The following is a 20195-nucleotide window of genomic DNA, read 5'->3' as shown; positions in this document are numbered from 1 at the left end:
CGAGGGCGCGCCTGGGGGGGGGGGTTTGCGGGGGTTGGTGTCCCAATACCCACCACACGCCCGCCTTTCGTCCACGTAAACAGAGGCACACGCTCTGGAACGGAGGAAACGACCATGAAAGCGTTGGTTTACAATGGCCCCGGCCAGAAGGACTGGGCCGACAAGGCGAAGCCCGCCATCCAGAAGCCGACCGATGTGATCGTGCGCGTCACCAAGACCACGATCTGCGGCACCGACCTGCATATCCTGAAAGGCGACGTGCCGGCCGTGGTTCCCGGCACGACGCTGGGCCATGAGGGCGTCGGTGTCATCGAGGAGGTCGGCGCGGCGGTGCGCAACTTCAAGAAGGGCGATCCCGTCCTGATCTCCTGCGTCACCTCCTGCGGCGCCTGCCCGAACTGCAAGCGCCAGCTCTATGCCCACTGCTCGGATGGCGGCTGGATCCTGGGCCACAAGATCGACGGCACCCAGGCCGAATACGTCCGCATTCCCCACGGCGACAACTCGCTCTATCCGATCCCCGCCGGAGCGGACGAGGAAGCGCTGGTGATGCTCTCCGACATCATGCCGACCGGGCTTGAGATCGGCGTGCAGTCGGGTCGCGTGAAGCCCGGCGACACCATCGCGATCGTCGGCGCCGGGCCTGTCGGCATGTCGGTGCTGCTGACCGCGCAGTTCTATTCGCCCGGCCGCATCGTGATGATCGACATGGACCCGGCCCGGCTGGCGCTGGCGCGGCAGTTCGGCGCGACCGACACGATCCAGGTCGGCGAAGAGGATGCCGTCGCCAAGGTGATGGAGCTGACCGAAGGCCAGGGCGTCGACGTGGCGATCGAGGCGGTCGGCGTGCCGGCGACCTTCGACATCTGCCAGAAGATCGTCTCGGCCGGCGGCAACATCGCCAATGTCGGCGTGCACGGCAAGCCGGTCCAGCTCCATATCGAGGAGCTCTGGATCAAGAACATCAACATCGCCATGGGGCTGGTCTGCACCAACACCACGCCGATGCTGCTCAAGACCCTCGCCGCCGGCAAGGTCGATCCGTCGAAGCTGATCACCCATCGCTTCAAGCTCGACGAGATCCTCGATGCCTACGAGGTCTTCGGCAATGCCGCCCGCGAGAAGGCGATGAAGGTCATCCTCGCGGCCTGACCAGGCCGAACCGCCGCGCCTTTGGTCGAAGGCGCGGCGGTGCGTTTCGGCAGAAATCCCGGATTGCGTCGTACCACGCCGGTTGTATGGTTCGAGCGGTGCTGGAGACCGCCGATGAACCTGCTGTTGGGTTTTGCGCCCTTTATCGCCTTCGCGCTGGTCGATCGGGCGGTCGGGCATCTCGAGGGGCTGGTCGCCGGGGCGGTGGTCGCGGTCGCGCTGGTCGCGCGGGAGGTGCTCGCCGGGCGCAGCCTCAAGATTCTGGAAATCGGCACGGCGATCCTGTTCGGCGGGCTAGCGCTTTACGCCCTGCTCGCGCGCCCCGCATGGTCGATCATGGACGTCCGCTTGCGCGTCGACGCCGGGTTGCTGCTGATCGTGCTCGTCTCGCTGCTGATCGGCAGGCCGTTTACCGGGCAGTACGCACGCGACTCCGTCGATCCAGCCCTGTGGACCTCGCCGCGCTTCCACAAAACCAATGTCGTGATCACCGGCGTCTGGGCTCTGGCGTTCGCGGTCCTCGTGCTCGCCGACCTGATCCTGATCTATCGCCCCGACATCCCGCAGCATGTCGGTGTCTGGGCGACCATCGCCGCGCTCGTCGGCGCCTTCAAGTTCACCAAATGGTATCCAGCGCAGATGCGCCGCGCCGACGGCGGCTGAAGCCCGGCGTCCCCCGTCGGGCACCGGCATCGACGAGGCGCAAAAACCGGCCTGTGTAGGGCCGGTCTCGGACATCTTCTCATGTCGGTAAGGAGAAGAATGGTAGCGGGAGAGGGACTTGAACCCCCGACACGCGGATTATGATTCCGCTGCTCTAACCAGCTGAGCTACCCCGCCCCGATGCGTGGCGCCGGAAGCCGGCGACCGATCGCGGTCGGGCGCATATAGGAGGGGCTTCGGCGTCGCGTCAAGGGGGCTTTGCACCGCGGCGATGCCGTGACGATCTGCCTTGTGGACTGGCAGGCCGCGTGGGGCTGCCCGCCCTGTCAGCGCAGCTTGCGCAGCCTGACCACCTTGAAATAGCCCTGCCCGACATGGACGGTCTCGTAGCGGCCGGTGGCGGCGGCCCAGTCGGTCAGGCGCGAGACCTTGAAGTCGCTGCTCCAGCCCACGGCGCGCGCCAGCGGCGAGACCAGCTTCCAGAACGGTGCGGCGAGGCCGCCATCGGCGACCAGGCGGCTCGAGACGATGATCTCGCCGCCCGGGCGCAGCACGCGGTCCATCTCGTCGAGTGCCTGCTCGGGATCGGGCACCAGCGTGATCATGAACTGGGCCGTGACCATGTCGAAGCTGGCATCGGCGAAGGCGAGGCGGCAGGCGTCCATCACAAAGAGGCCGCGGACATGGGCGAGCCGGTCGCGGGCGACGCGGGCGCGGGCGACGCGCAGCATGTCGAGCGAGAGATCGGCGCCGGTGACGCTGCGGTCGGCGGGGAAATAGGGCAGGGTCAGGCCGGTGCCGACGCCGATCTCGAGGATCTCCGGCCCGCCGGTGCAGGCGGCGGCGACCGCCTCGCGCTGGGCCCGGGCGAGCAGGCGCGTATAGATGCGGTCGTAGAACTTTGCCCAGGTCGCGTAGATGCGCTTCTGCGCGTCGAGGCCGCTCGTTGTCGTCATAGCGTGGCGTAGGCTGGCGTTGCGGTTGCGGGGCGGGCGAGGGCGGGCATGATGACGCCGCCGCCGAGGACGCGGGCGCCCGGGCCGTCGCCATCGTAGATCACGCAGGCCTGGCCGGGGGAGACGCCTTCCTCGCCCTGCGCCAGCAGGATGTGGACGCCGTCGCCGTCGCGCAGCAGCCTGGCTTCGCGGGGCGCGCGGGTCGAGCGCACGCGCACCGCGACCGCGAGACCGTCGGCGGGAAGCTCCGCCAGCGGCACGTCGCCGATCCAGTTGAGGTCGCGCAGGTCGACGCGGTCGACGCTGAGCGCCTCGCGCGGGCCGACGATCACGCGGGCCTGCTCGGCGTCGAGGCGAACGACATAGAGCGGCTCGCCGCCGCTGATGCCGAGGCCGCGACGCTGGCCGACCGTATAGTGCAGCACGCCGTCATGGCGGCCGAGCACGCGGCCGTCGAGATGCACCACCTCGCCGGGGCGCGAGGCGCCGGGCTTGAGCCGCTCGATCACCTCGGCATAGCGCCCGTTCGGCACGAAGCAGATGTCCTGGCTGTCAGGCTTGTCGGCGATGGCGAGGCCGAATTCGGCGGCGAGCGCGCGCGTGCTCGCCTTGTCCATCTCGCCGAGCGGGAAGCGCAGCAGGTCGAGCTGTTCCTGCGTCGTGGCGTAGAGGAAGTAGCTCTGGTCGCGATTGGGGTCGGCGGCGCGGAACAGGCCGCGATGACCGTTACCGAGCGGGCGGCTGGCGACGTAATGGCCGGTGGCCAGGGCGTCGGCACCGAGTTCGCGCGCCAGACCGAGCAGGTCGCGGAACTTCACCGTGCGGTTGCATTCGACGCAGGGGATCGGCGTCTCGCCGGCGAGATAGCTCTCGGCGAAGCGTTCGATCACCGCGTCGCGGAAGCGGCTCTCATAGTCGAGCACGTAATGCGGGATGCCGATCGCCTCGGCGACGCGGCGGGCGTCGTGGATGTCCTGCCCGGCGCAGCAGGCGCCGGCGCGATGCACCGCTGCGCCGTGGTCGTAGAGCTGCAGCGTGACGCCGACGACGTCGTAGCCCTGGCGCTTCAGCATCGCCGCGACGACCGAGGAATCGACACCGCCCGACATGGCCGCGACGACGCGCGTCGCCGCAGGCGGCTTGGCGATGTCGAGCGAATTCAGGGGGAGGGTCATGACGATGGCGGCGCTACGCTGATCGCGGGCGCCGGAGGGCCCGTTCGAGCCGGTCTATACCGCCTTTGGCCGCCTCATGCCAGCGAAGCGCGGCAAATCCTGCCGGGCGAAGGGGCGGCGAGGGCGCTTCCTGCCGGGGCGGCGAGGGCGGGATAATATCTAAGATATTGAAATCGCTTTTCTTTGCCTGTGGCGCGGCTCTTGCTCTCGCCGGATGCCGTCCGCGTATGGCGCCCGCCGGAGAAGATCATGTCCACCGCCTCAGTCTCGCGTTCTGCCGCGCCGTTCGATACGGCGCCTGCCGGGCGGCGTGCCGCTGCCCGGGGCGAGGATGGCCGAGACTTCGTCCTGCCGGCGGAGGAACCCGCGCGCCGCACGGCGCCGACCGCGCCTTCAGTCCGTCCAGAGCCGGCGCGCGCCAGGCCGCCCGAGCGCACCGGCCGGACCGGCGAGGCGCCGGCCGCCAACGAACAGGCTGCCGGGCCCGAGGGCCAGGAGGCCGCGACGCCGGCCGTCGCCGCGCAGCCCGCCGCGGCCGCGACACCGGCCAAGGCGCCCGGAGAGATCGTGGCCGCGCCGACGGCCGAGATGGCGGCCGAGACCAAGGTCACGCCGGCAAGCGGGACGCCTGCGCAAGAGACACAAGCGGCGGCGTTGCCGGCTGCGATCGTGCTGCCCGTGCCGGTTCAGGGCACCGTGCTGCCGGCTTCGCCCGGTGCGGCTGAGGCCAAGTCCGACAAGCCGGGCGAGAAGACGGCTGTGTCCGGCGAGGAAGCTCCCGAGGCGCAGGCGGCGGCGCCGGCCCAGCTCGCCGGTGTCGCCGATGCCACGCTGGCGCTCGTCGCGCCGGTCCAGACCACCGCGCCGGTTGCGGGCGAGGCGACACAGCCTGCCCCGACGGCCGGCGGCTCCGGCGTCCAGCCCGGCCCGGCACAGCCGGCCGGACCATCCATCCTGCACGCAGCCGGCCTTCCGAAGGCGGCGGGCGAGGCGGCGGTCGCGACGCCGGATGCCGGCGAGGCGCAGGCCGAGGCTGCGCCGGCGGGCAAGGTGCGCGCGCCCGAAGCCGGGCAGGACACCAAGGCCGCAACCGCGGGGCAGGCGACCGAGGCAACACAGGCAGGCCCGTCGCAGCCGTCGGCCGCGCCGGTCGTGCCGCCGCCGGTCCAGGCCCAGCCGCCGGTGCTGCCGGCCGGGCTGGCGGCGCCGGAGGGGCATCGCCCCGAGAAGCATCTGCCCGAGGGCGACGCGAAGGCCGCTGCCGAGACGAGCGAGGCGCTGCGCCGGGCGACCGCCGCTGCCGATGCCGGCCGGCCGACGCCGGCGCATCTGGTGCCGATCGAGATCGGCGCGCGGGCGCTCGCCGGCAACCGCCGCTTCGACATCAGGCTCGACCCCGCCGAGCTCGGCCGCGTCGATGTCCGGCTCGAGATTTCCGAGGATGGCGGCGTCAGTGCCAAGCTGACCGTTGACCGGGTCGAGACATTGCACCTGCTGCAGCGCGATGCGCGGACACTGGAGCGCGCCTTCGAGCAGGCCGGGCTCAAGCCCTCCGAAGGCGGCGTGCAGATGGGCCTGCGCGATCCCTCCGACCAGACGGGCTCGCGCCAGCAGGGCAGGCCCGACGAGCAGCCGCGCCCGCAGCGCGCCTGGGTCGAGACAAGCGACGACGTCGCCGCGGTGACGCAGGCGATCCGCCCACACGCCATGACGCGCCTCGGCGGCGTCGATCTCAGCATCTGAGCGGGAGCAGACGCATGACCGTCTCCAACACCCAGGCGATGAGCCCCGCGACGGCCGCCGCGGCGCAGAACGGCACGAACGTCACCGGTAGCGGCACCTCTATCGCCAATAATTTCGACCAGTTCCTGACGCTTTTGACCACGCAGCTGCGCAACCAGAACCCGCTGGACCCGCTCGACACCAATCAGTTCACCCAGCAACTGGTGCAGTTCGCCGGCGTCGAGCAGCAGCTCAAGCAGAACGAGACGCTGACGGCGCTGCTCGGCGTCAGCAAGGCGACGACGGGCGCCAGTGCGATCGGCTTCGTCGGCCAGACGGTCAGGGCCGACGGCGCGGCCACCCAGCTCAAGGACGGGCAGGCGAGCTGGAAGCTCGACGCCTCCAAGGGCGGGACCGGCACGATCACCATCAAGGATGCCAGCGGCAAGGTGGTGCAGTCCGGCACGATCACGCTCAAGGCCGGCGAACAGAGCTATGACTGGGACGGCAAGACCTCGGTGGGCTCGCCGGCGCCGGATGGCGAATACACGCTCACCGTCGACGCCAAGGACGTCTACGGCTCGGCGATCACGGTGAAGAGCGAGATCAGCGGCGTGGTCGACGGCGTCGACTTCTCGACCGCGGTGCCGACGCTGATGATCGGCGCGATCAAGGTGCCGCTCGACCGCGTCCGCTCGGTGAAGTCGGGCTCCTGAGCCGGGGCGCGGGGGCCGCGCGCTTAGGGAAAGCCTGCGCGGTTCCTTTAGGCAAAATTTAAGTCCGGAGAGCTAAGGTCGCCGACGAGTAGGTCTGTTTAAGTTGTGTGAGAGTACGATGACCGAGCCACTGCGACCGCGTGTGAAGTACGTGATCGGACCCGACGGGAGCCCGCTGACCATCGCGGACCTGCCACCGATGAACACCCGCCGCTGGGTGATCCGTCGCAAGGCCGAGGTCGTCGCCGCCGTTCGCGGCGGGCTGCTGAGCCTCGAGGAGGCCTGCCAGCGCTACACCCTCACCGTCGACGAGTTCCTGAGCTGGCAGATGTCGATCGACCAGCACGGCCTCGCCGGGCTGCGCACGACGCGGATCCAGCACTACCGCCAGTAAGATTTCCTCCGCTCGCGGAGATCGGACAGGGCGCCGGCCGTCGAGGCCGGCGCCCTTTCGCGTTCCAGAACGGGACGGATCAGCGAATTATCGCGGTTTCCACGCCTCTCTTAAGCCGCGTTAACCACCTGCTAACCATGCACCGGGAAAAACTTGCCTAGTGGCTGCCTCCATGACCTTTCATGGGGGCCCGGGGCAACGGAAGCGCGGCGTGGGCGGGTTGGTCGATCAGTTCCGGAGGTTCGGTGCGGCGAGGCTGGCGGCGATGCTGGCCGTGACGCTCGCGCTCGTCGGCTTCTTCGGCTTCGTGATGCTGCGCATGTCGCAGCCGCCGATGGGCGTGCTCTACGCCGATCTCTCCAGCCAGGATGTCGGGGCGATCCTCAAGGACCTCGATGCGCGCGGCGTGAAATACGAGCTGCGCGGCGACGGCCAGACCATCCTGGCGCCGCGCGCCGACGTGCCGCGCCTGCGGCTCGACCTCGCAGGCAAGGGCATCCCGTCGGGCGGCGGCGTCGGCTACGAGATCTTCGACAAGGGCGATGCCTTCTCGTCGACCAGCTTCGTCCAGAACATCAACCATCTGCGCGCGCTCGAAGGCGAGCTTTCCCGCACCATCCGCTCGATCAGCCGCGTCCAGGCGGCACGAGTCCATCTCGTCATCCCCGAGCGGCGCCTGTTCGAGCGCGACCGCGAGCAGCCGCGCGCCTCGATCGCGCTCAAGCTGGCGGGCGATCTCGACGCCGCCCAGGTCCGGGCCGTGCGCCATCTCGTGTCCTCGGCGGTGGACGGGCTGAAGCCGGAGCGCGTCTCGATCGTCGACGAGCGCGGCCGGCTGCTCGCCGACGGCGCGCAGGGCGAGCAGGGCATGGCCGGCGTCGGCCTCGACGAACGGCAGGGCGCCATCCAGCGCCGGCTCAAGGGGCAGGTCGAGGACATCGTCGCCAGCATCGTCGGGCCCGGCCGGGCGCGCGTGCAGGTCTCGGCCACGCTCGATCCCAACCGCGTCGAGAGCCGCTCGGAGACCTACGACCCGGAAGGGCGCGTGGTCCGCTCGACGCAGAACCGCGCCGAGGCCTCCGCCAGCAACGAGCAGCGCGAGGGCGTCACCGTCGGCAACGAGCTGCCAGGCGCGCAGCAGAACCAGAACCAGCAGGGCGCCCAGCGCGACACGAACTCCAAGAACGAAGAGGTCGTGAACTACGAGATCTCCCGCACCACCCGCACCGAGGTGCAGGAGGGCGGCCGCGTCCGACGCCTCTCGGTCGCCGTGCTGGTCGACGGCTCCTATCAGCGCCAGGGCAACGAGACGAGCTACCAGCCGCGTCCGCAGGAGGAGCTCGACCGCATCGCCCAGCTGGTGCGCACCGCGATCGGCTTCGACCAGCAGCGTGGCGACCAGGTCGAGGTCATCAACCTGCGCTTCGCCGAGGGGCCGCAGGAGACCCCGGACCTGGTCGAGCAGACGCTGATGCAGCAGCTGCTCTCCTTCACCCGCGAGGACATGGTCCGCTTCGCCGAGATCGGCGTGATCGCCCTGCTGGTGCTGATCGTGATGATGACGGTGGTGCGCCCGCTGCTGAAGCAGGTGCTGGCGCCCGACGTCGAGAGCCGCGCGATCCCGACCTTCATGCGCAACGGCATGCTGATCTCCGGCGAGCCGGGCACGGGCGATCCCGGCACCCTGCCGGCCGTTGCCGGCGCCGGGCCGGGCGACCGTTCCGGCGAGGTCGAGGTGGCGGCGCCGTCGGAGCGCATGCTGGCGATCGCGCAGGTCAAGGGTCAGCTCAAGGCGCAGTCGGTCGAGAAGATCGGCGCCATGGTCTCGCAGAATCCCGCGGATTCCGTCGCCGTCCTGCGCGGCTGGATCCACGAGAAGCAGCCGGCGTGAGGGGTGAGGCATGGCCACGCGCTCGGTAGCCACCCGCAGCCCCGATGACGAGGAAGGCCCCGAATTCGGCGCGCCGATGTCGCTGGAGCGCATGACCGGCCCGCAGCGGGCGGCCGTCATCCTGCTCATCCTCGGCGAGGAGTTCGGACGCCCGATCTGGGAGGAGTTCGACGACGAGGAAATCCGCATCATCACCCGCGCCATGGCGGAGCTCGGCACGGTCGACGCCGACCAGGTCGAGCGGCTGATGCTCGACTTCGTCAGCCGGCTTTCCAGCGCGGGTGCGATCACCGGCTCCTTCGACCGGACGATCTCGCTGCTCGAGAAGATCCTGCCCAGCGATCAGGTCGCCCTGATCATGGAGGAGATCCGCGGGCCGGCCGGCCGCAACATGTGGCAGAAGCTCGGCAATATCGACGCCGTGGTGCTCGCCAACTTCCTCAAGAACGAGTACCCGCAGACCATCGCGGTGATCCTCTCCAAGATCCGCCCCGACCACTCCGCCAATGTGCTGCGCAACCTGCCGAACGAGCTCTCCATCGAGGTCGTCGGCCGCATGCTGCGCCTCGAGCTGGTGCAGAAGGAAGCGCTCGACCACATCGAGAACACGCTGCGCACCGAGTTCGTCTCGACGCTGACCCAGACGCGCCGGCGCGATCCGCACGAGCTGATGGCGGAAATCTTCAACGGTTTCGACCGCCAGACCGAGACGCGCTTCCTCGCCGCGCTCGACGCCTCCAACCAGGAGGCTGCGGAACGCATCCGGGCGCTGATGTTCACCTTCGAAGACCTCGGCAAGCTCGATTCCGCCGGGCTGCAGACCCTGATGCAGCAGGTCGACAAGGACACGCTGGCGCGCGCCCTCAAGGGAGCTGGCGAGAGCATGCGCAACTTCTTCATGAGCGCCATGTCGCAGCGCGCCGCCAAGAACCTGGTCGACGACATGGAAAGCCTCGGCCCCTTGCGCCTGAAGGAGGTCGACGAGGCCCAGATGAAGCTGGTGACCCTGACCAAGGAGCTCGCCGAGAAAGGCGAGATCGTGATCTCCAAGGGCAATGCCGAAGACGAGCTGGTGTACTGAGCGATGGCAGGAGCGACGAAATTCGTCTTCGAGACCGATTTCCGCAGCGGGACCCGCCGCGGCGCCGACGAGGCGACGGTCGCAGCGGCGCGCGAGGACGGTTTCCGCGAAGGGCTCGATCTCGGCCGGCGCGAGACCGACCAGCAGACCGGGGCGCTGATGAACCGGCTCGCCCAGAGCTGCCGTCAGCTGCTGGCGCAGGAGGATGCGCGCCTGGCCGCGATCGAGGCGCAGGCTGCGGAGCTGGCGGTCGCCGCCGCCCGTGCCCTGGCCGGGGCCGCGCTCGCCGACAAGCCGCTGGCGCAATTGATGGAAGCCGCGCGCGACTGCTTCGTCCATGCCCGCCAGGCCTCGCATCTGGTGGTGCGGGTCAATGAGGGGCTGGTCGAGACGGTCGAGGCGCGCTTCGGCGAGCTCGCCCGCCAGACCGGCTTCGCCGGCCGCATCGTCGTGCTGGGCGAGCCTGAGATCGCGCCCGGCGACGGGCGGATCGAATGGGCGGATGGCGGGCTGGCGATCGAGAGCGCCCGCCTCGACGGCGCGATCGACGTCGCGATCAGGAACGTCTTCGGCACGGCCGTCCAGGCCGGCCGGACAACGGGGTAAGACCATGGGCGATACCGATCTCAACCTGCCGCCGCTCAGCCCGGCCGACCTGGCCTTCGACCAGGGCGACGACGGCAGCGTCGCGCGCTCGGGCCCTGTGCCGGTCAAGACGGCGGAGGATCTCGAGCAGGTCTTCGACGTGCCGGTGACGGTCTCGGCGGTGCTCGGCTCCTCGCGCCTGGCGGTCGGCGACCTGCTGCGCATCGCGCCGGGCGCCGTGCTCGAGCTCGACCGCCGCGTCGGCGAGGCGATCGACATCTTCGTCAACGAGCGCCTGGTGGCGCGCGGCGAGGTCGTGGTCGTCGAGGATCGCCTCGGCGTGACCATGACCGAAATCATCAAGACCGACCGCTGACGCGGCCGGACCGACACGACTAAGGCAAGGAAGCCTGAGCCATGCGCCTCATCATCGTCGGCAGCCTGAAGGGCCAGCTCACCGCGGCGGCCCGGATCGCGGTCTCCCAGGGAGCCTCCGTCACCCATGCCGACAGCGTCGATCAGGCGCTGGCGGTGCTGCGAGCCAAGGGCGGCGACCTGCTGATGGTCGATGTCGAACAGCCGATCGCGCGCCTCGTCGCGGCGCTGGAGGCCGAGCGGATCAGGACGCCGCTGGTCGCCTGCGGCACCTCGACCGATGCGCGCGCCGCCGTCGCCGCGATCCGGGCCGGCGCCCGCGAATACGTGCCGCTGCCGCCCGATCCGGAGCTGATCGCCGCCGTGCTCGCCGCCGTGGTCAGCGACAAGGCGAGCCTGGTCTGGCGCGATCCGGCGATGGACCGGGTCGTGCAGTTCGCCAACCAGATCGCCCGCTCGGAAGCGCCCGTGCTCGTCACAGGCGAGAGCGGCACCGGCAAGGAGATGATCGCGCAGCACCTGCACCGGGCATCGGGGCGCAAGGACCGGCCCTTCGTCGCGGTGAACTGCGCGGCGATCCCCGACAACCTGCTGGAATCCGAGCTGTTCGGCCATGAGAAGGGCGCCTTCACCGGCGCCGTGGCACGGCGCGTCGGCAAGTTCGAGGAGGCCAATGGCGGCACGCTCCTGCTCGACGAGATCTCCGAGATGGATGTGCGCCTGCAGGCCAAGCTGCTGCGCGCCCTGCAGGAGCGCGTCATCGACCGCGTCGGCGGCACCCAGCCGGTGCGCGTCGACATCCGGGTGATCGCGACCTCCAACCGCAATCTCGCCGAGGCGGTGAAGGACGGCTCCTTCCGCGAGGATCTGTTCTACCGGCTGAACGTGGTGCATCTGCGCCTGCCGGCGCTGCGCGAGCGCCCCGGCGACATCCTGGCGCTGGCCGATCACTTCGCCCGCAAATACGCCGAGCTGAACGGGCTGCCGCACCGGCCGGTCGCGGCCGAGGCGCGCAAGCTGCTCCTGACCAATCCCTGGCGCGGCAACGTCCGCGAGCTGGAGAACACGGTGCATCGCGCCGTGCTGCTGGCGCAGGGCGAGGAGATCGGCACCGAGGCGATGCTGACGCCGGAAGGCGAGGCGCTGCGCCCGGCGCCGGGCGGTGACATGGCCTCGCGCGCCGCGCAGGCGGCCGAGGCGGTGACGCGCGGGCTGGTCGGGCGCACCGTCGCCGAGGTCGAGCGCGACCTGATCCTCGACACGCTGGACCACTGCCTCGGCAACCGCACGCATGCGGCCAAGATCCTCGGCATCTCGATCCGGACGCTGCGCAACAAGCTTGGCGAATACGTCGCCGCCGGCATTCCCGTCGCAGAGCCTGGCCAGGCCCGCACGCAAGGCCTCTGAAGCGGCACGACCGCGTCCGGCGCGACAGAAAACGGGCCGGGGAAACCCCGGCCCGTCGAAAAGGCGATCAGTAGTAGCGGCGACGGTAGTAGTAGCGCCGCGGGCGATAATAGTAGCGCGGGCGGTAGTAGTAGCGCGGCCGGTAAATGGGGCGGCGATAATAGCGGCGCGGCCGGCGGTAATAATAGTACTGGCTGAACTCGGTGTCGGCCTTGTCCAGCGCGGCGCTGGTGTCGGCGTCGAGCGCCTCCGGATCCTTCGGGGTCGGGGGCGGGGTGGGCACGGCCTTGGGCTGGGCGGCTTCCGAGGCGGCGATGCCGCCGACGCTGGCGGCGGCGAGGCCCCCGAACAGCGCCATCACGAATGAACGTCGATCCATTGCATTCCTCCATCGACTTCGATGCCGGCTGCGTGTCGCCACGCCTCCGGGGCTGACCTCGGCGACCGCCGTCGAAGCGGGACGGCGGGGCGGATAAAGCGGCGGCGGGTCAGGTCCGGCCGCCCTGTGCTTGGAACGGTTAGAGGCAGAATCGCCGGCTCCACGGGCTTCGGCGGTCGCGCGACCCTCCTTTCGTCTCCTACATCGTCCGGCGCCGCCGAATGTTCCCCCGTCCGGGGGACGAGTGTACGATTTCGCCGGGCGGCTGAACTGATGCCGGCTGGCCTCCAGTTGGTCGCCGGATTGGGGCCGCAGCAGGGCGATCCGCTGAACAGGAGTTCAGGAACGCCACGCGCGCACGGCCTTCGTGCCCGATCTTAACCACTCGTTCACCATGTGCCCGGCAAGAATTGCCGGGCTGAAGGTCGCGCGCTTCGTGCGGCGCGGGGGAGCGACTGGTCGATGAGCGATGTGACGGCAGGTGGCGGCTCCGGCATGAGCATGCCGACGCGCGGCGAGATGAGCACCCTGCTCAATCGCCCGGACCTGTTCCTCGCCATCGGCGTGATGGGCATCCTCGTGGTGCTCATCTTCCCGCTGCCGGCGGTGATGCTCGACCTGCTGCTGGCGCTGTCGATCATCCTCTCAGTGCTGGTGCTGATGACGGCGCTCTTCATCGAGGAGCCGCTGGAGTTCTCCGCCTTCCCGACGGTGCTGCTGATCGTCACCATGTTCAGGCTGGCGCTCAACCTCGCCTCGACGCGCCTGATCCTCTCGCACGGGCACGAGGGCACCGCGGCCGCCGGCCACGTCATCGAGGCCTTCGCCAATTTCGTGATGAGCGGCAATTTCGTGATTGGGGTGATCGTCTTCACCATCCTGATCATCGTGAACTTCGTCGTGATCACCAAGGGTTCGGGCCGCATCGCCGAGGTCGCGGCCCGTTTCGCCCTCGACGCGCTGCCGGGCAAGCAGATGGCGATCGACGCCGACCTCTCGGCCGGGCTGATCGACCAGGACCAGGCCAAGCAGCGCCGCAAGGCGCTCGAGGACGAGGCTTCCTTCTTCGGCTCGATGGACGGCGCCTCGAAATTCGTGCGCGGCGACGCGATCGCCGGCCTGCTGATCACCGTGATCAACGTCATCGGCGGCATCATCATCGGCGTGGCGCAGCAGAGCATGACCTTCAGCGCCGCGGCGTCCAACTACACGCAGCTCACCGTCGGCGACGGCCTCGTCAGCCAGATCCCGGCTCTGATCGTCTCGACCGCGGCTGGCCTGCTCGTCTCGAAATCGGGCGTGCGCGGCGCCGCCGACAAGGCACTCGGCAAGCAGCTTTCCGGCTATCCCAAGGCGCTCGGCATGTCGGCGGCGGTGATGGGCCTGATCGCCATCCTGCCCGGCATCCCGATGCTGCCCTTCCTGGCGCTGGCGGCCGGTTCGGCCTGGCTGGCGCGGCATTTCGGGCAGATCGCCAAGGCGCGCGAGGCGCAGGGCGAGACGGCGCTCCAGCCGGCCGACGGGCAGGTCGCGGCCGACGGCCAGCCGCGCGAGGAGACGCTGAACGACCTGCTGCGCATGGACGAGCTCAAGATCGAGATCGGCTACGGGCTGCTGCCGCTGGTCAACGCGCCGGGCGGGGCCGACCGCCTGACCGACCAGGTGCGGGCGCTGCGGCGCCAGCTCGCCGCCGAGCTCGGCTTCGTGATGCCGGCGGTGCGCATTGTCGACAACGTCCAGCTCGAGGCGAACCACTACTACATCAAGATCAAGGAGATCGAGGCCGGCCACGGCATCGTCTATGCCGGCCAGTTCATGGCGATGGACCCGATGGGCGCCTCCGTCACCCTGCCGGGCCACAGCGTGCTGGAGCCGACCTTCGGCCTGCCGGCGACCTGGATCGACGCGGCGCTGCAGGACGAGGCGCAGCTGCGCGGCTACACCGTGGTCGACGCCGCGACCGTGATCTCGACGCATCTCACCGAGGTGCTGAAGTCGAACATGCCGGAGCTGCTCTCGCATGCCGAGGTGCAGAAGCTGCTGCGCGAGCTGCCCAAGGACCATGCCGATCTGGTCAAGGAGATCGTGCCCTCGCTGATCTCGACCACCGGCATCCAGCGCATCCTGCAATTGCTGCTGGCCGAGCGCATCTCGATCCGCGATCTCGGCACCATCGTCGAGGGCATCGCCGAGGTGGCCGGGCCGGGCCGCAGCCCGCGCGACATCGCCGAGCATGTCCGCGCCCGCCTCGCCCGCCAGATCTGCGCGCAGTTCTCCAACATGCAGGGCCAGCTGCCGATCATCACCCTGTCGCCGGCCTGGGAGAGCGTCTTCGCCGAATCGATCGTCGGCCAGGGCGAGGAGCGCCATCTCGCCATGCAGCCCTCGCGCCTGCAGGACTTCGTCCATGTCGTGCGCGACAAGTTCGAGGAGGCCGCCCGCATGGGCGAGATGCCGGCGCTGGTCACCTCCGGCATGGCGCGACCCTTCGTTCGCCAGATCGTCGAGCGCTTCCGCCGCGAGACCCCGGTTCTGTCGCAGGCCGAGATCCATCCGCGCGCCAGGCTCAGGACGGTCGGCAGCGTCTGACGGGGCGGGCCGCGCCTTGGCTGCAAAAGCGCCTCAGCGCCGCGCCACCACGACCAGATAGCGTGCGGGCTCGGTGCCGGGATTGACGAAGCGGCAATCGGTCGGGGGGCCGAGCTCCAGGCAGTCGCCCGGTTCGAGCCGTGTCACCAGCCCGCCCTCGTCGAAGTCGAGCAGGCCGGATTGCAGCCAGATCTGCTGGCGGATGAAGGCGTAGGAGCTGGCCGGGTAGGCGATCGAGGCGCCGGGCGGCAGTTCGCCGGCGACGAGTTCGAGGTCGCCATTGCCGGCCGGCGAGATGGCGCGGCGCACGAAGCCTGTCTCGGGATCGCGCCAGACCGGCTGGTCGGCGGCACGGCGCAGCCGCTCCCCGGCGGTCTCGATCCGCGCCAGCAGGTTCGAGAGCGTCAGCCCGAAGGCACCAGAGAGCCGCCCGAGCAGCACCGCGGTCGGGCTCGCCTCGCCGCGCTCGATGCGGCTGATCATGGCGCGCGAGACCCCGGAGCGCTCGGCGAGCTCGTTCAGGCTCCATCCGCGCGTCTCGCGTTCGTTGCGCAGTCGCTGCGCCAGCCGGGCGCCGAGATCATCTATCATCATCGCATCCATTCTCTTATAGTAGAACGAACGGCGTGCAACCGCGATCGGCATGCCGGCTTCGGCCGGCGCGCCGGCCGCGAGACCGGAAGCCCGCCTGCCCGGCATCGACCGGCCCCTTCCATCCGCGCCGAGCCTCAGCCCATGTCCCGCAATGCTGCCCTGTTCGCGCTGATGTGCCTGGTCTGGGGGCTGACCTGGCTGCCGGTGAAGGTCGGCGTGCAGCATGTGCCGCCGGTCTTCCTGGCCGCGGCGCGCTTCCTGATCGCCGGAGTGCTGATGCTGCTGATCGCCGGGCCGCGCCGTTTCGCCGTTCCGTCCGGCCTGCATGGGCGCGTGCTGCTCACGGCGCTGATGCTCAACACCGGCAATTATGCGCTGCTGTTCTGGGGCACGGCCAAGGCGCCGACCGGGCTGGCCGCCATCGTCAACTTCGCCACCATCCCGCTGTTCACGATCATCGCCGCGCGTCTCGTCGCGGGCGAGGCGATCGGGCCGCGCAAGCTCGCGGCGATCGGGCTCGGCACGGTGGGGCTCGGCTTCCTGTTCGCGACGCGGGCCTTCGGCGCTGCGGCCGGCGCGGCCGATCCGCTGGAGATCTGGGGGCTTGCAGCGATCGCGGCCGGCACGGCGCTCTACTGCGTTGGTGCGGTGCTCTCGCGCCCGATGATGAACGACGTGCCGACGCTGACGCTGGCAGGCTGGCAGACGCTGATCGGCGGCGTCGGGCTGGCGCTGGTCTCGTTGGCGCTGGAACCAGTGACGATGGCGCATGTCCGCGCGCTGGCGAGCTGGCCGGTGCTGCCCGCGCTTGCCTTCCTTGTGGTCGGCGGCTCGCTGATCGGTTTCACGGTCTATATGCGGCTGGTCGGGGCCTGGGGCGCTTTCCGCGCCGGGCTCTATGCCTTCGTCAGCCCGGCGATCGCGGTCGGCGCCGGGGTCGTCGCTCTCGGCGAGCCCTTCGGGCCGAGCGAGGCGCTCGGCGCAGCGCTGATGTTCGCCGCCGCAGCCGTGGCGCTGCGGCGCTGAGCGGGTTCAGCCCTTGTGGCTCAGCCCTTGGGGTCGAGCTTGAGGGCGGCGGCCTTCTTCGCCGCCTCCTCCTGCGCCTTGAGCTGGGTGTCGTGCGCCAGTGTCCTGCGCAATTGCGAGCGCTCGAACGCAAGCACCACCGGCAGCGACAGCACAAGCGGGATGATCAGGTAGAACAGCCGCCAGATCAGCAGCGCGGCGAAGACGGCCGGCGCCGGCATGCCCGGCATCACCGCCAGGAACACCGCCTCCATCACGCCCACGCCGCCCGGCACCTGGCTGAGCAACCCGGCCGAGAAGGACAGCAGGAAGGCGCCGAGCACGATGAAGAAGCCCGGATTACCCTGTTCGGGCAGCGCGAAATAGATGATGCCGGCAGCGCCCATCAGCTCCAGCGGCGCGGCGAAATACTGGCGCGCAACCACCGGCAGGCGCGGATAGACCAGCTCGAACTTGCCGATGCGCAGCGGCTTGAAGCGCAGCCAGGCGCCGAGCGTGTAGAGCACGCAGAAGGCCAGCATCGCGAAGCCGATCATCCGGGCTTGGCGGTCGCCGATGCTGAACCATTCCGAGAGCCGGTTGAGCGGGCGAAGGATCTCCGGCTCGCCCACCAGCACGAGCCCCATCAGCATGATCGTGCCGAAGGCGAAAGTGAAGGAGCAAAGCGCCACCAGCACCGCGATCTCGGCGGCCGAAAGCCCCTTCGCCGTATAGGCGCGGTAGCGCACCATGCCGCCGGAGAACACCGAGGCGCCGATATTGTGCGAGAGCGCGTAGGTCACGAAGGAGCAGGCGGCGATATAGGGCCAGGAGATGCCCTTCTCGCGGCCGAGATGGATCAGCGCGATCCGGTCGTACCAGGCGAGCGCGGCATAGGCGACAAGCGTCGCGAGCCCGGCATGGAAGAAGGCGGCGGGGGGGATCAGCGCAATTTTCTGGCCGATGCCGCTGGCGACGATGGTGATCGCCTCCCACAGCCCGGCCTGTTCGAGCCGCGCGGCCACGGCCGCATTGGTCAGCGCCTCGGTCTTCAGCTTGTCCCAGAGCAGGTCGACGGACCAGACGACGGCCACGAGGCCGATGATCGGCCAGAGATAGTCCAGATACTTCTTCATGCGACCTGCGGGGACTGAGCGCCGGGCCTGCTGCCATGGCGGATCGCAGCATGCCTGTGCCGAAACCTGTGCGGGGCCGCCAGCCCGATTTCCTCTCTGCCAGCGCGGCGGCGGCAGGGCAAGCGCGGGCGGCGTAAGGATCTCCCGGCGGCGGGGCCGGGAGATCCGGGAGCGAACTGCTACTTGCCGTGCTTCGCCAGCCAGTCGCGCATGAAGGCGATCTCCTTCTCCTGCGCGGCGATGACCTCCTGCGCCAGCTTGCGGACCTGCGGGTCCTTGCCGTGCTCCAGCGCGACGCGCGCCATGTCGATCGCGCCCTGGTGATGCGGGATCATGCCGCGCATGAAATCGACATCGGCATTGCCGCTGAAGGCGATGCCCATGTCCTTGTGCATCTTGTCGTTCGCGGCGCGGTAGGCGGCGGTGGAGGCGGTGTCCGCGGTGGCGGGAGCGCTCGGCGCGCCATGGCCGCCATGGCCCTTATCGTCCTGGGCGATGGCGGTGCCGGAGAGCGCGAGGCCGATGGCGAGCGTGGCCGCGGCGAGACTGCGTGTCGTGATCATGTCGTTATCCTTGTCGCGTGAACCTTTGTCGGCCGGCACCGGGGCGGAGCCGGCCGTGCGGGAGCGGTTCAGGCGCGGGGAGGGCGGTCGCCGGGCTCGACCACGATGCCGGCCGGCGATGGCGCAGCCGGCATCGCCACGGGGTGCCAGAAGCGCACCGGCGCGTCGGCCGAAAGGTGCGGGACGGGCAGCAGCAGGGTGCAACCGCGCATGGTACAGCAATCCGGCGCGGGCCTGTCCGCCTCGTCGCCTGCGTCGTGGCAGGGCGCGGTGGCGTGCTCGATCGCGATCATGGCCACGGCTTGAGGGCGCGGCTGCGGCAGGGCGAGCGCCGCGACATGCGGCATGACGGCGGCCAGCATCACCAGGCAGGCGAGCAGCGCGGCGAGCCGCCTGTCGAGGCGGCGCGTATCGGCGATCTTGCGTGTCGTGGACGGGGCTGGCATCGCTGTGCAGTTGTCGCCGGGATCATGTCAGCATCGCGGCGGTCCGCAAGGAAACCCTGCCGTGTCGCAGCCGCCCGAAACGCTCCTCATCAGCCTGAACGGCACGACCGATCTGCCCGCCGGCAAGATCGCCAGCATCGTGACCTCGCTGGAGATGACGGCGCGGCCTGAGCGGCGCGACGATCCGCCCGACACGGACGGCCTGGCGCTGGCGCCGATCGCAGGCGACGAGATCGCACGCTATCTCGCGCTGTACCGGCAGGTCGGCGAGCCCTGGCTCTGGTTCAGCCGCCTGCTCAAGCCGCGCGAGGAGGTCACCGCGATCCTCGCCGATCCGGCGGTATCCTGCTTCGCCCTGCGCAAGGACGGGCGCGATGCAGGGCTGCTGGAGCTGGATTTCCGGGACGAGGGGGAGGCGGAGCTGGCCTTTTTCGGCCTCGATTCTGCGGCGCTGGGCCGCGGCGCCGGGCGCTGGCTGATGAACCGCGCGCTGGCGCTGGCCTGGGCCCGTCCGATCCGGCGCCTCTGGGTGCATACCTGCACCCTCGATCATCCGGATGCGGTCGTCTTCTACCGCCGCTCCGGCTTCGTGCCGTTCCGGCGGGGGATCGAGGTGGTGGACGATCCGCGGCGCGTCGCAGGGTTCCCCCGCGAGGCCGCGCCCCACCACCCCGTGATCGGGTAGGGCGCGTCAGGCTCCGGCGCGGCCGGAGCGCAGACCGATGGAATCCATCATCGCCTGGTCGCGGGCCGCTTCGGTGGCACGCTCGGAGGCGCGCTCGCGATCCTCGAGAATCTCGACCTTCTTCATGTCCTCGAAGGCTTCCTGAAGCTCGGCCTTGGCCTCGTCGAGCTGGCCCTGCAGATTGTCGGCCGACTGGATGAGGTTGTCGCGGCGCCCCATCGCCGCCTTGGCATAGGTCGGATAGGCGAAATGCGCCGGGTCGGAAATGCCCGCGCGCGTTTCCTCGTTCTGGATCTCGCGGTCGAGGTCCCCGGCCATGCGGTGGAACTCCGCGATCATCATCTCGATCTGGCTCACGCGGCGGCGCTTTTCATCGACCTGAAAGCGCTTCAGCCGCAGAAGGGTCTCTCGCGACTTCATCTCGTATCGAACTCCTGATTACGCATGGCGCCACGCCGACCCCTCGGCACGGCACCCAACACTCCGCGAGACGAAAAGGACAATGGGGCAAGGAGGTTGACCGTTCCTTACCGGAAGCCTGCGCTTTTGATGCATGGCCCGCTGGCGCCCATGCGGCTGCTCCGGAGCCGGTCCAGGCGCTATAGCTCGTGCCGAAGCAGCGGAGCCCTGTCCCGGGAGACGAACGGTGCGACGACCAAGCCGATAGCGCGCCGCGACGCC

21 protein-coding genes and 1 tRNA gene are annotated in these 20195 nt (G+C 69.7%); 13 read left to right on the top strand and 9 right to left on the bottom strand.

Annotated elements, in window-relative coordinates:
• Positions 1–114: 114 nt before the first annotated feature.
• Positions 115–1152 (top strand): zinc-dependent alcohol dehydrogenase family protein, encoded by a 1038-nt coding sequence (locus tag ABE438_RS02930; RefSeq protein ID WP_346501006.1) that lies wholly within the window; start codon positions 115–117, stop codon positions 1150–1152.
• A gap of 21 nt (positions 1153–1173) precedes the next feature.
• Positions 1174–1815, top strand: a complete 642-nt coding sequence (locus ABE438_RS02925) for a hypothetical protein (RefSeq protein ID WP_346501004.1) — start codon at positions 1174–1176, stop codon at positions 1813–1815.
• Positions 1816–1915: 100 nt separating this feature from the next.
• On the opposite strand, the gene ABE438_RS02920 is transcribed toward ABE438_RS02925, so the two are convergent.
• The 3 genes from ABE438_RS02920 to mnmA all read right to left on the bottom strand — a co-directional run bounded on the left by ABE438_RS02920 (position 1916) and on the right by mnmA (position 3934).
• Positions 1916–1992: transfer RNA gene (locus ABE438_RS02920), tRNA-Met, on the bottom strand.
• Between the two features lie 149 nt (positions 1993–2141).
• A complete protein-coding gene (locus ABE438_RS02915) occupies positions 2142–2771 on the bottom strand; it encodes a class I SAM-dependent methyltransferase (RefSeq protein ID WP_346501002.1) in 630 nt (209 codons plus the stop codon).
• A complete protein-coding gene (mnmA, locus tag ABE438_RS02910) occupies positions 2768–3934 on the bottom strand; it encodes a tRNA 2-thiouridine(34) synthase MnmA (RefSeq protein WP_346501041.1) in 1167 nt (388 codons plus the stop codon). The genes ABE438_RS02915 and mnmA overlap by 4 nt, the downstream gene beginning before the upstream one ends.
• A 261-nt stretch (positions 3935–4195) precedes the next feature.
• On the opposite strand from mnmA, the gene ABE438_RS02905 reads away from it, so the two are divergent.
• The 8 genes from ABE438_RS02905 to flbD all read left to right on the top strand — a co-directional run bounded on the left by ABE438_RS02905 (position 4196) and on the right by flbD (position 12117).
• Positions 4196–5689, top strand: a complete 1494-nt coding sequence (locus ABE438_RS02905; protein ID WP_346501000.1) for a flagellar hook-length control protein FliK — start codon at positions 4196–4198, stop codon at positions 5687–5689.
• Positions 5690–5703: 14 nt separating this feature from the next.
• A complete protein-coding gene (locus tag ABE438_RS02900) occupies positions 5704–6384 on the top strand; it encodes a flagellar hook assembly protein FlgD (RefSeq protein ID WP_346500998.1) in 681 nt (226 codons plus the stop codon).
• 118 nt (positions 6385–6502) lie between these two features.
• Positions 6503–6778: a CtrA inhibitor SciP gene (gene sciP, locus ABE438_RS02895; RefSeq protein WP_038359348.1), complete on the top strand. Its 276-nt coding sequence runs from the start codon at positions 6503–6505 to the stop codon at positions 6776–6778.
• Between the two features lie 211 nt (positions 6779–6989).
• Entirely contained in the window at positions 6990–8669 is a 1680-nt protein-coding gene (fliF, locus tag ABE438_RS02890) for a flagellar basal-body MS-ring/collar protein FliF (RefSeq protein ID WP_346500995.1), read from the top strand.
• 76 nt (positions 8670–8745) lie between these two features.
• Positions 8746–9750 (top strand): flagellar motor switch protein FliG, encoded by a 1005-nt coding sequence (fliG, locus tag ABE438_RS02885; RefSeq protein ID WP_346501040.1) that lies wholly within the window; start codon positions 8746–8748, stop codon positions 9748–9750.
• 3 nt (positions 9751–9753) lie between these two features.
• Positions 9754–10356 carry a FliH/SctL family protein gene (locus tag ABE438_RS02880; RefSeq protein WP_346500993.1) on the top strand — a complete coding sequence of 201 codons (603 nt, stop codon included), beginning with the start codon at positions 9754–9756 and terminating at the stop codon, positions 10354–10356.
• A gap of 4 nt (positions 10357–10360) precedes the next feature.
• The gene (gene fliN, locus ABE438_RS02875) at positions 10361–10711 is read left to right on the top strand and encodes a flagellar motor switch protein FliN (protein ID WP_346500992.1); all 351 of its coding nucleotides are present in this window, start codon (positions 10361–10363) and stop codon (positions 10709–10711) included.
• 41 nt (positions 10712–10752) lie between these two features.
• Positions 10753–12117, top strand: coding sequence for a sigma-54-dependent transcriptional regulator FlbD (gene flbD / locus ABE438_RS02870; RefSeq protein WP_346500990.1), 1365 nt, complete (start codon positions 10753–10755; stop codon positions 12115–12117).
• Between the two features lie 67 nt (positions 12118–12184).
• Here the strand turns inward: flbD and ABE438_RS02865 are convergent, their stop codons facing one another.
• Complete coding sequence (locus ABE438_RS02865; protein ID WP_346500988.1) at positions 12185–12496, bottom strand: hypothetical protein; 312 nt, start codon at positions 12494–12496, stop codon at positions 12185–12187.
• A gap of 462 nt (positions 12497–12958) precedes the next feature.
• Between ABE438_RS02865 and flhA the strand changes: the two genes are divergently transcribed.
• Complete coding sequence (flhA, locus tag ABE438_RS02860; protein ID WP_346500986.1) at positions 12959–15085, top strand: flagellar biosynthesis protein FlhA; 2127 nt, start codon at positions 12959–12961, stop codon at positions 15083–15085.
• A 33-nt stretch (positions 15086–15118) separates the two neighbouring features.
• Here flhA and ABE438_RS02855 read toward each other — a convergent pair whose 3' ends face one another.
• Positions 15119–15679: a helix-turn-helix domain-containing protein gene (locus ABE438_RS02855; protein ID WP_465248537.1), complete on the bottom strand. Its 561-nt coding sequence runs from the start codon at positions 15677–15679 to the stop codon at positions 15119–15121.
• A gap of 141 nt (positions 15680–15820) precedes the next feature.
• On the opposite strand from ABE438_RS02855, the gene ABE438_RS02850 reads away from it, so the two are divergent.
• The gene (locus ABE438_RS02850) at positions 15821–16705 is read left to right on the top strand and encodes a DMT family transporter (protein ID WP_346500983.1); all 885 of its coding nucleotides are present in this window, start codon (positions 15821–15823) and stop codon (positions 16703–16705) included.
• A gap of 20 nt (positions 16706–16725) precedes the next feature.
• Here ABE438_RS02850 and ABE438_RS02845 read toward each other — a convergent pair whose 3' ends face one another.
• The 3 genes from ABE438_RS02845 to ABE438_RS02835 all read right to left on the bottom strand — a co-directional run bounded on the left by ABE438_RS02845 (position 16726) and on the right by ABE438_RS02835 (position 18829).
• Complete coding sequence (locus ABE438_RS02845; protein WP_346500981.1) at positions 16726–17820, bottom strand: lysylphosphatidylglycerol synthase transmembrane domain-containing protein; 1095 nt, start codon at positions 17818–17820, stop codon at positions 16726–16728.
• A 179-nt stretch (positions 17821–17999) separates the two neighbouring features.
• The gene (copM, locus tag ABE438_RS02840) at positions 18000–18383 is read right to left on the bottom strand and encodes a CopM family metallochaperone (RefSeq protein ID WP_346500979.1); all 384 of its coding nucleotides are present in this window, start codon (positions 18381–18383) and stop codon (positions 18000–18002) included.
• A gap of 68 nt (positions 18384–18451) precedes the next feature.
• Complete coding sequence (locus ABE438_RS02835; protein ID WP_346500977.1) at positions 18452–18829, bottom strand: hypothetical protein; 378 nt, start codon at positions 18827–18829, stop codon at positions 18452–18454.
• Positions 18830–18890: 61 nt separating this feature from the next.
• Between ABE438_RS02835 and ABE438_RS02830 the strand changes: the two genes are divergently transcribed.
• Positions 18891–19514 carry a GNAT family N-acetyltransferase gene (locus ABE438_RS02830; protein WP_346500976.1) on the top strand — a complete coding sequence of 208 codons (624 nt, stop codon included), beginning with the start codon at positions 18891–18893 and terminating at the stop codon, positions 19512–19514.
• 6 nt (positions 19515–19520) lie between these two features.
• Here the strand turns inward: ABE438_RS02830 and fliJ are convergent, their stop codons facing one another.
• Positions 19521–19934, bottom strand: coding sequence for a flagellar export protein FliJ (fliJ, locus tag ABE438_RS02825; protein WP_346500974.1), 414 nt, complete (start codon positions 19932–19934; stop codon positions 19521–19523).
• Between the last annotated feature and the right edge of the window lie 261 nt (positions 19935–20195).

Source organism: Allobosea sp. TWI1241 (assembly GCF_039673065.1).
Taxonomy (GTDB): Bacteria; Pseudomonadota; Alphaproteobacteria; order Rhizobiales; family Beijerinckiaceae; genus Allobosea.
Note: the sequence above shows the minus strand (reverse complement) of the source record. Positions and strands in the feature narration are given on the sequence as shown.

Bases quoted from the DNA above. Each gene is read 5' to 3' on its own strand.
- ABE438_RS02880 (WP_346500993.1), top strand. From the start codon at position 9,754: ATGGCAGGAGCGACGAAATTCGTCTTCGAGACCGATTTCCGCAGCGGG.
- ABE438_RS02900 (WP_346500998.1), top strand. From the start codon at position 5,704: ATGACCGTCTCCAACACCCAGGCGATGAGCCCCGCGACGGCCGCCGCG.
- flbD (WP_346500990.1), top strand. From the start codon at position 10,753: ATGCGCCTCATCATCGTCGGCAGCCTGAAGGGCCAGCTCACCGCGGCG.
- sciP (WP_038359348.1), top strand. From the start codon at position 6,503: ATGACCGAGCCACTGCGACCGCGTGTGAAGTACGTGATCGGACCCGAC.
- ABE438_RS02865 (WP_346500988.1), bottom strand. From the start codon at position 12,496: ATGGATCGACGTTCATTCGTGATGGCGCTGTTCGGGGGCCTCGCCGCC.
- ABE438_RS02905 (WP_346501000.1), top strand. From the start codon at position 4,196: ATGTCCACCGCCTCAGTCTCGCGTTCTGCCGCGCCGTTCGATACGGCG.
- ABE438_RS02850 (WP_346500983.1), top strand. From the start codon at position 15,821: ATGTCCCGCAATGCTGCCCTGTTCGCGCTGATGTGCCTGGTCTGGGGG.
- ABE438_RS02930 (WP_346501006.1), top strand. From the start codon at position 115: ATGAAAGCGTTGGTTTACAATGGCCCCGGCCAGAAGGACTGGGCCGAC.
- ABE438_RS02845 (WP_346500981.1), bottom strand. From the start codon at position 17,820: ATGAAGAAGTATCTGGACTATCTCTGGCCGATCATCGGCCTCGTGGCC.
- fliN (WP_346500992.1), top strand. From the start codon at position 10,361: ATGGGCGATACCGATCTCAACCTGCCGCCGCTCAGCCCGGCCGACCTG.
- fliG (WP_346501040.1), top strand. From the start codon at position 8,746: ATGTCGCTGGAGCGCATGACCGGCCCGCAGCGGGCGGCCGTCATCCTG.
- ABE438_RS02915 (WP_346501002.1), bottom strand. From the start codon at position 2,771: ATGACGACAACGAGCGGCCTCGACGCGCAGAAGCGCATCTACGCGACC.
- copM (WP_346500979.1), bottom strand. From the start codon at position 18,383: ATGATCACGACACGCAGTCTCGCCGCGGCCACGCTCGCCATCGGCCTC.
- ABE438_RS02855 (WP_465248537.1), bottom strand. From the start codon at position 15,679: ATGATGATAGATGATCTCGGCGCCCGGCTGGCGCAGCGACTGCGCAAC.
- flhA (WP_346500986.1), top strand. From the start codon at position 12,959: ATGAGCGATGTGACGGCAGGTGGCGGCTCCGGCATGAGCATGCCGACG.
- fliJ (WP_346500974.1), bottom strand. From the start codon at position 19,934: ATGAAGTCGCGAGAGACCCTTCTGCGGCTGAAGCGCTTTCAGGTCGAT.
- ABE438_RS02835 (WP_346500977.1), bottom strand. From the start codon at position 18,829: ATGCCAGCCCCGTCCACGACACGCAAGATCGCCGATACGCGCCGCCTC.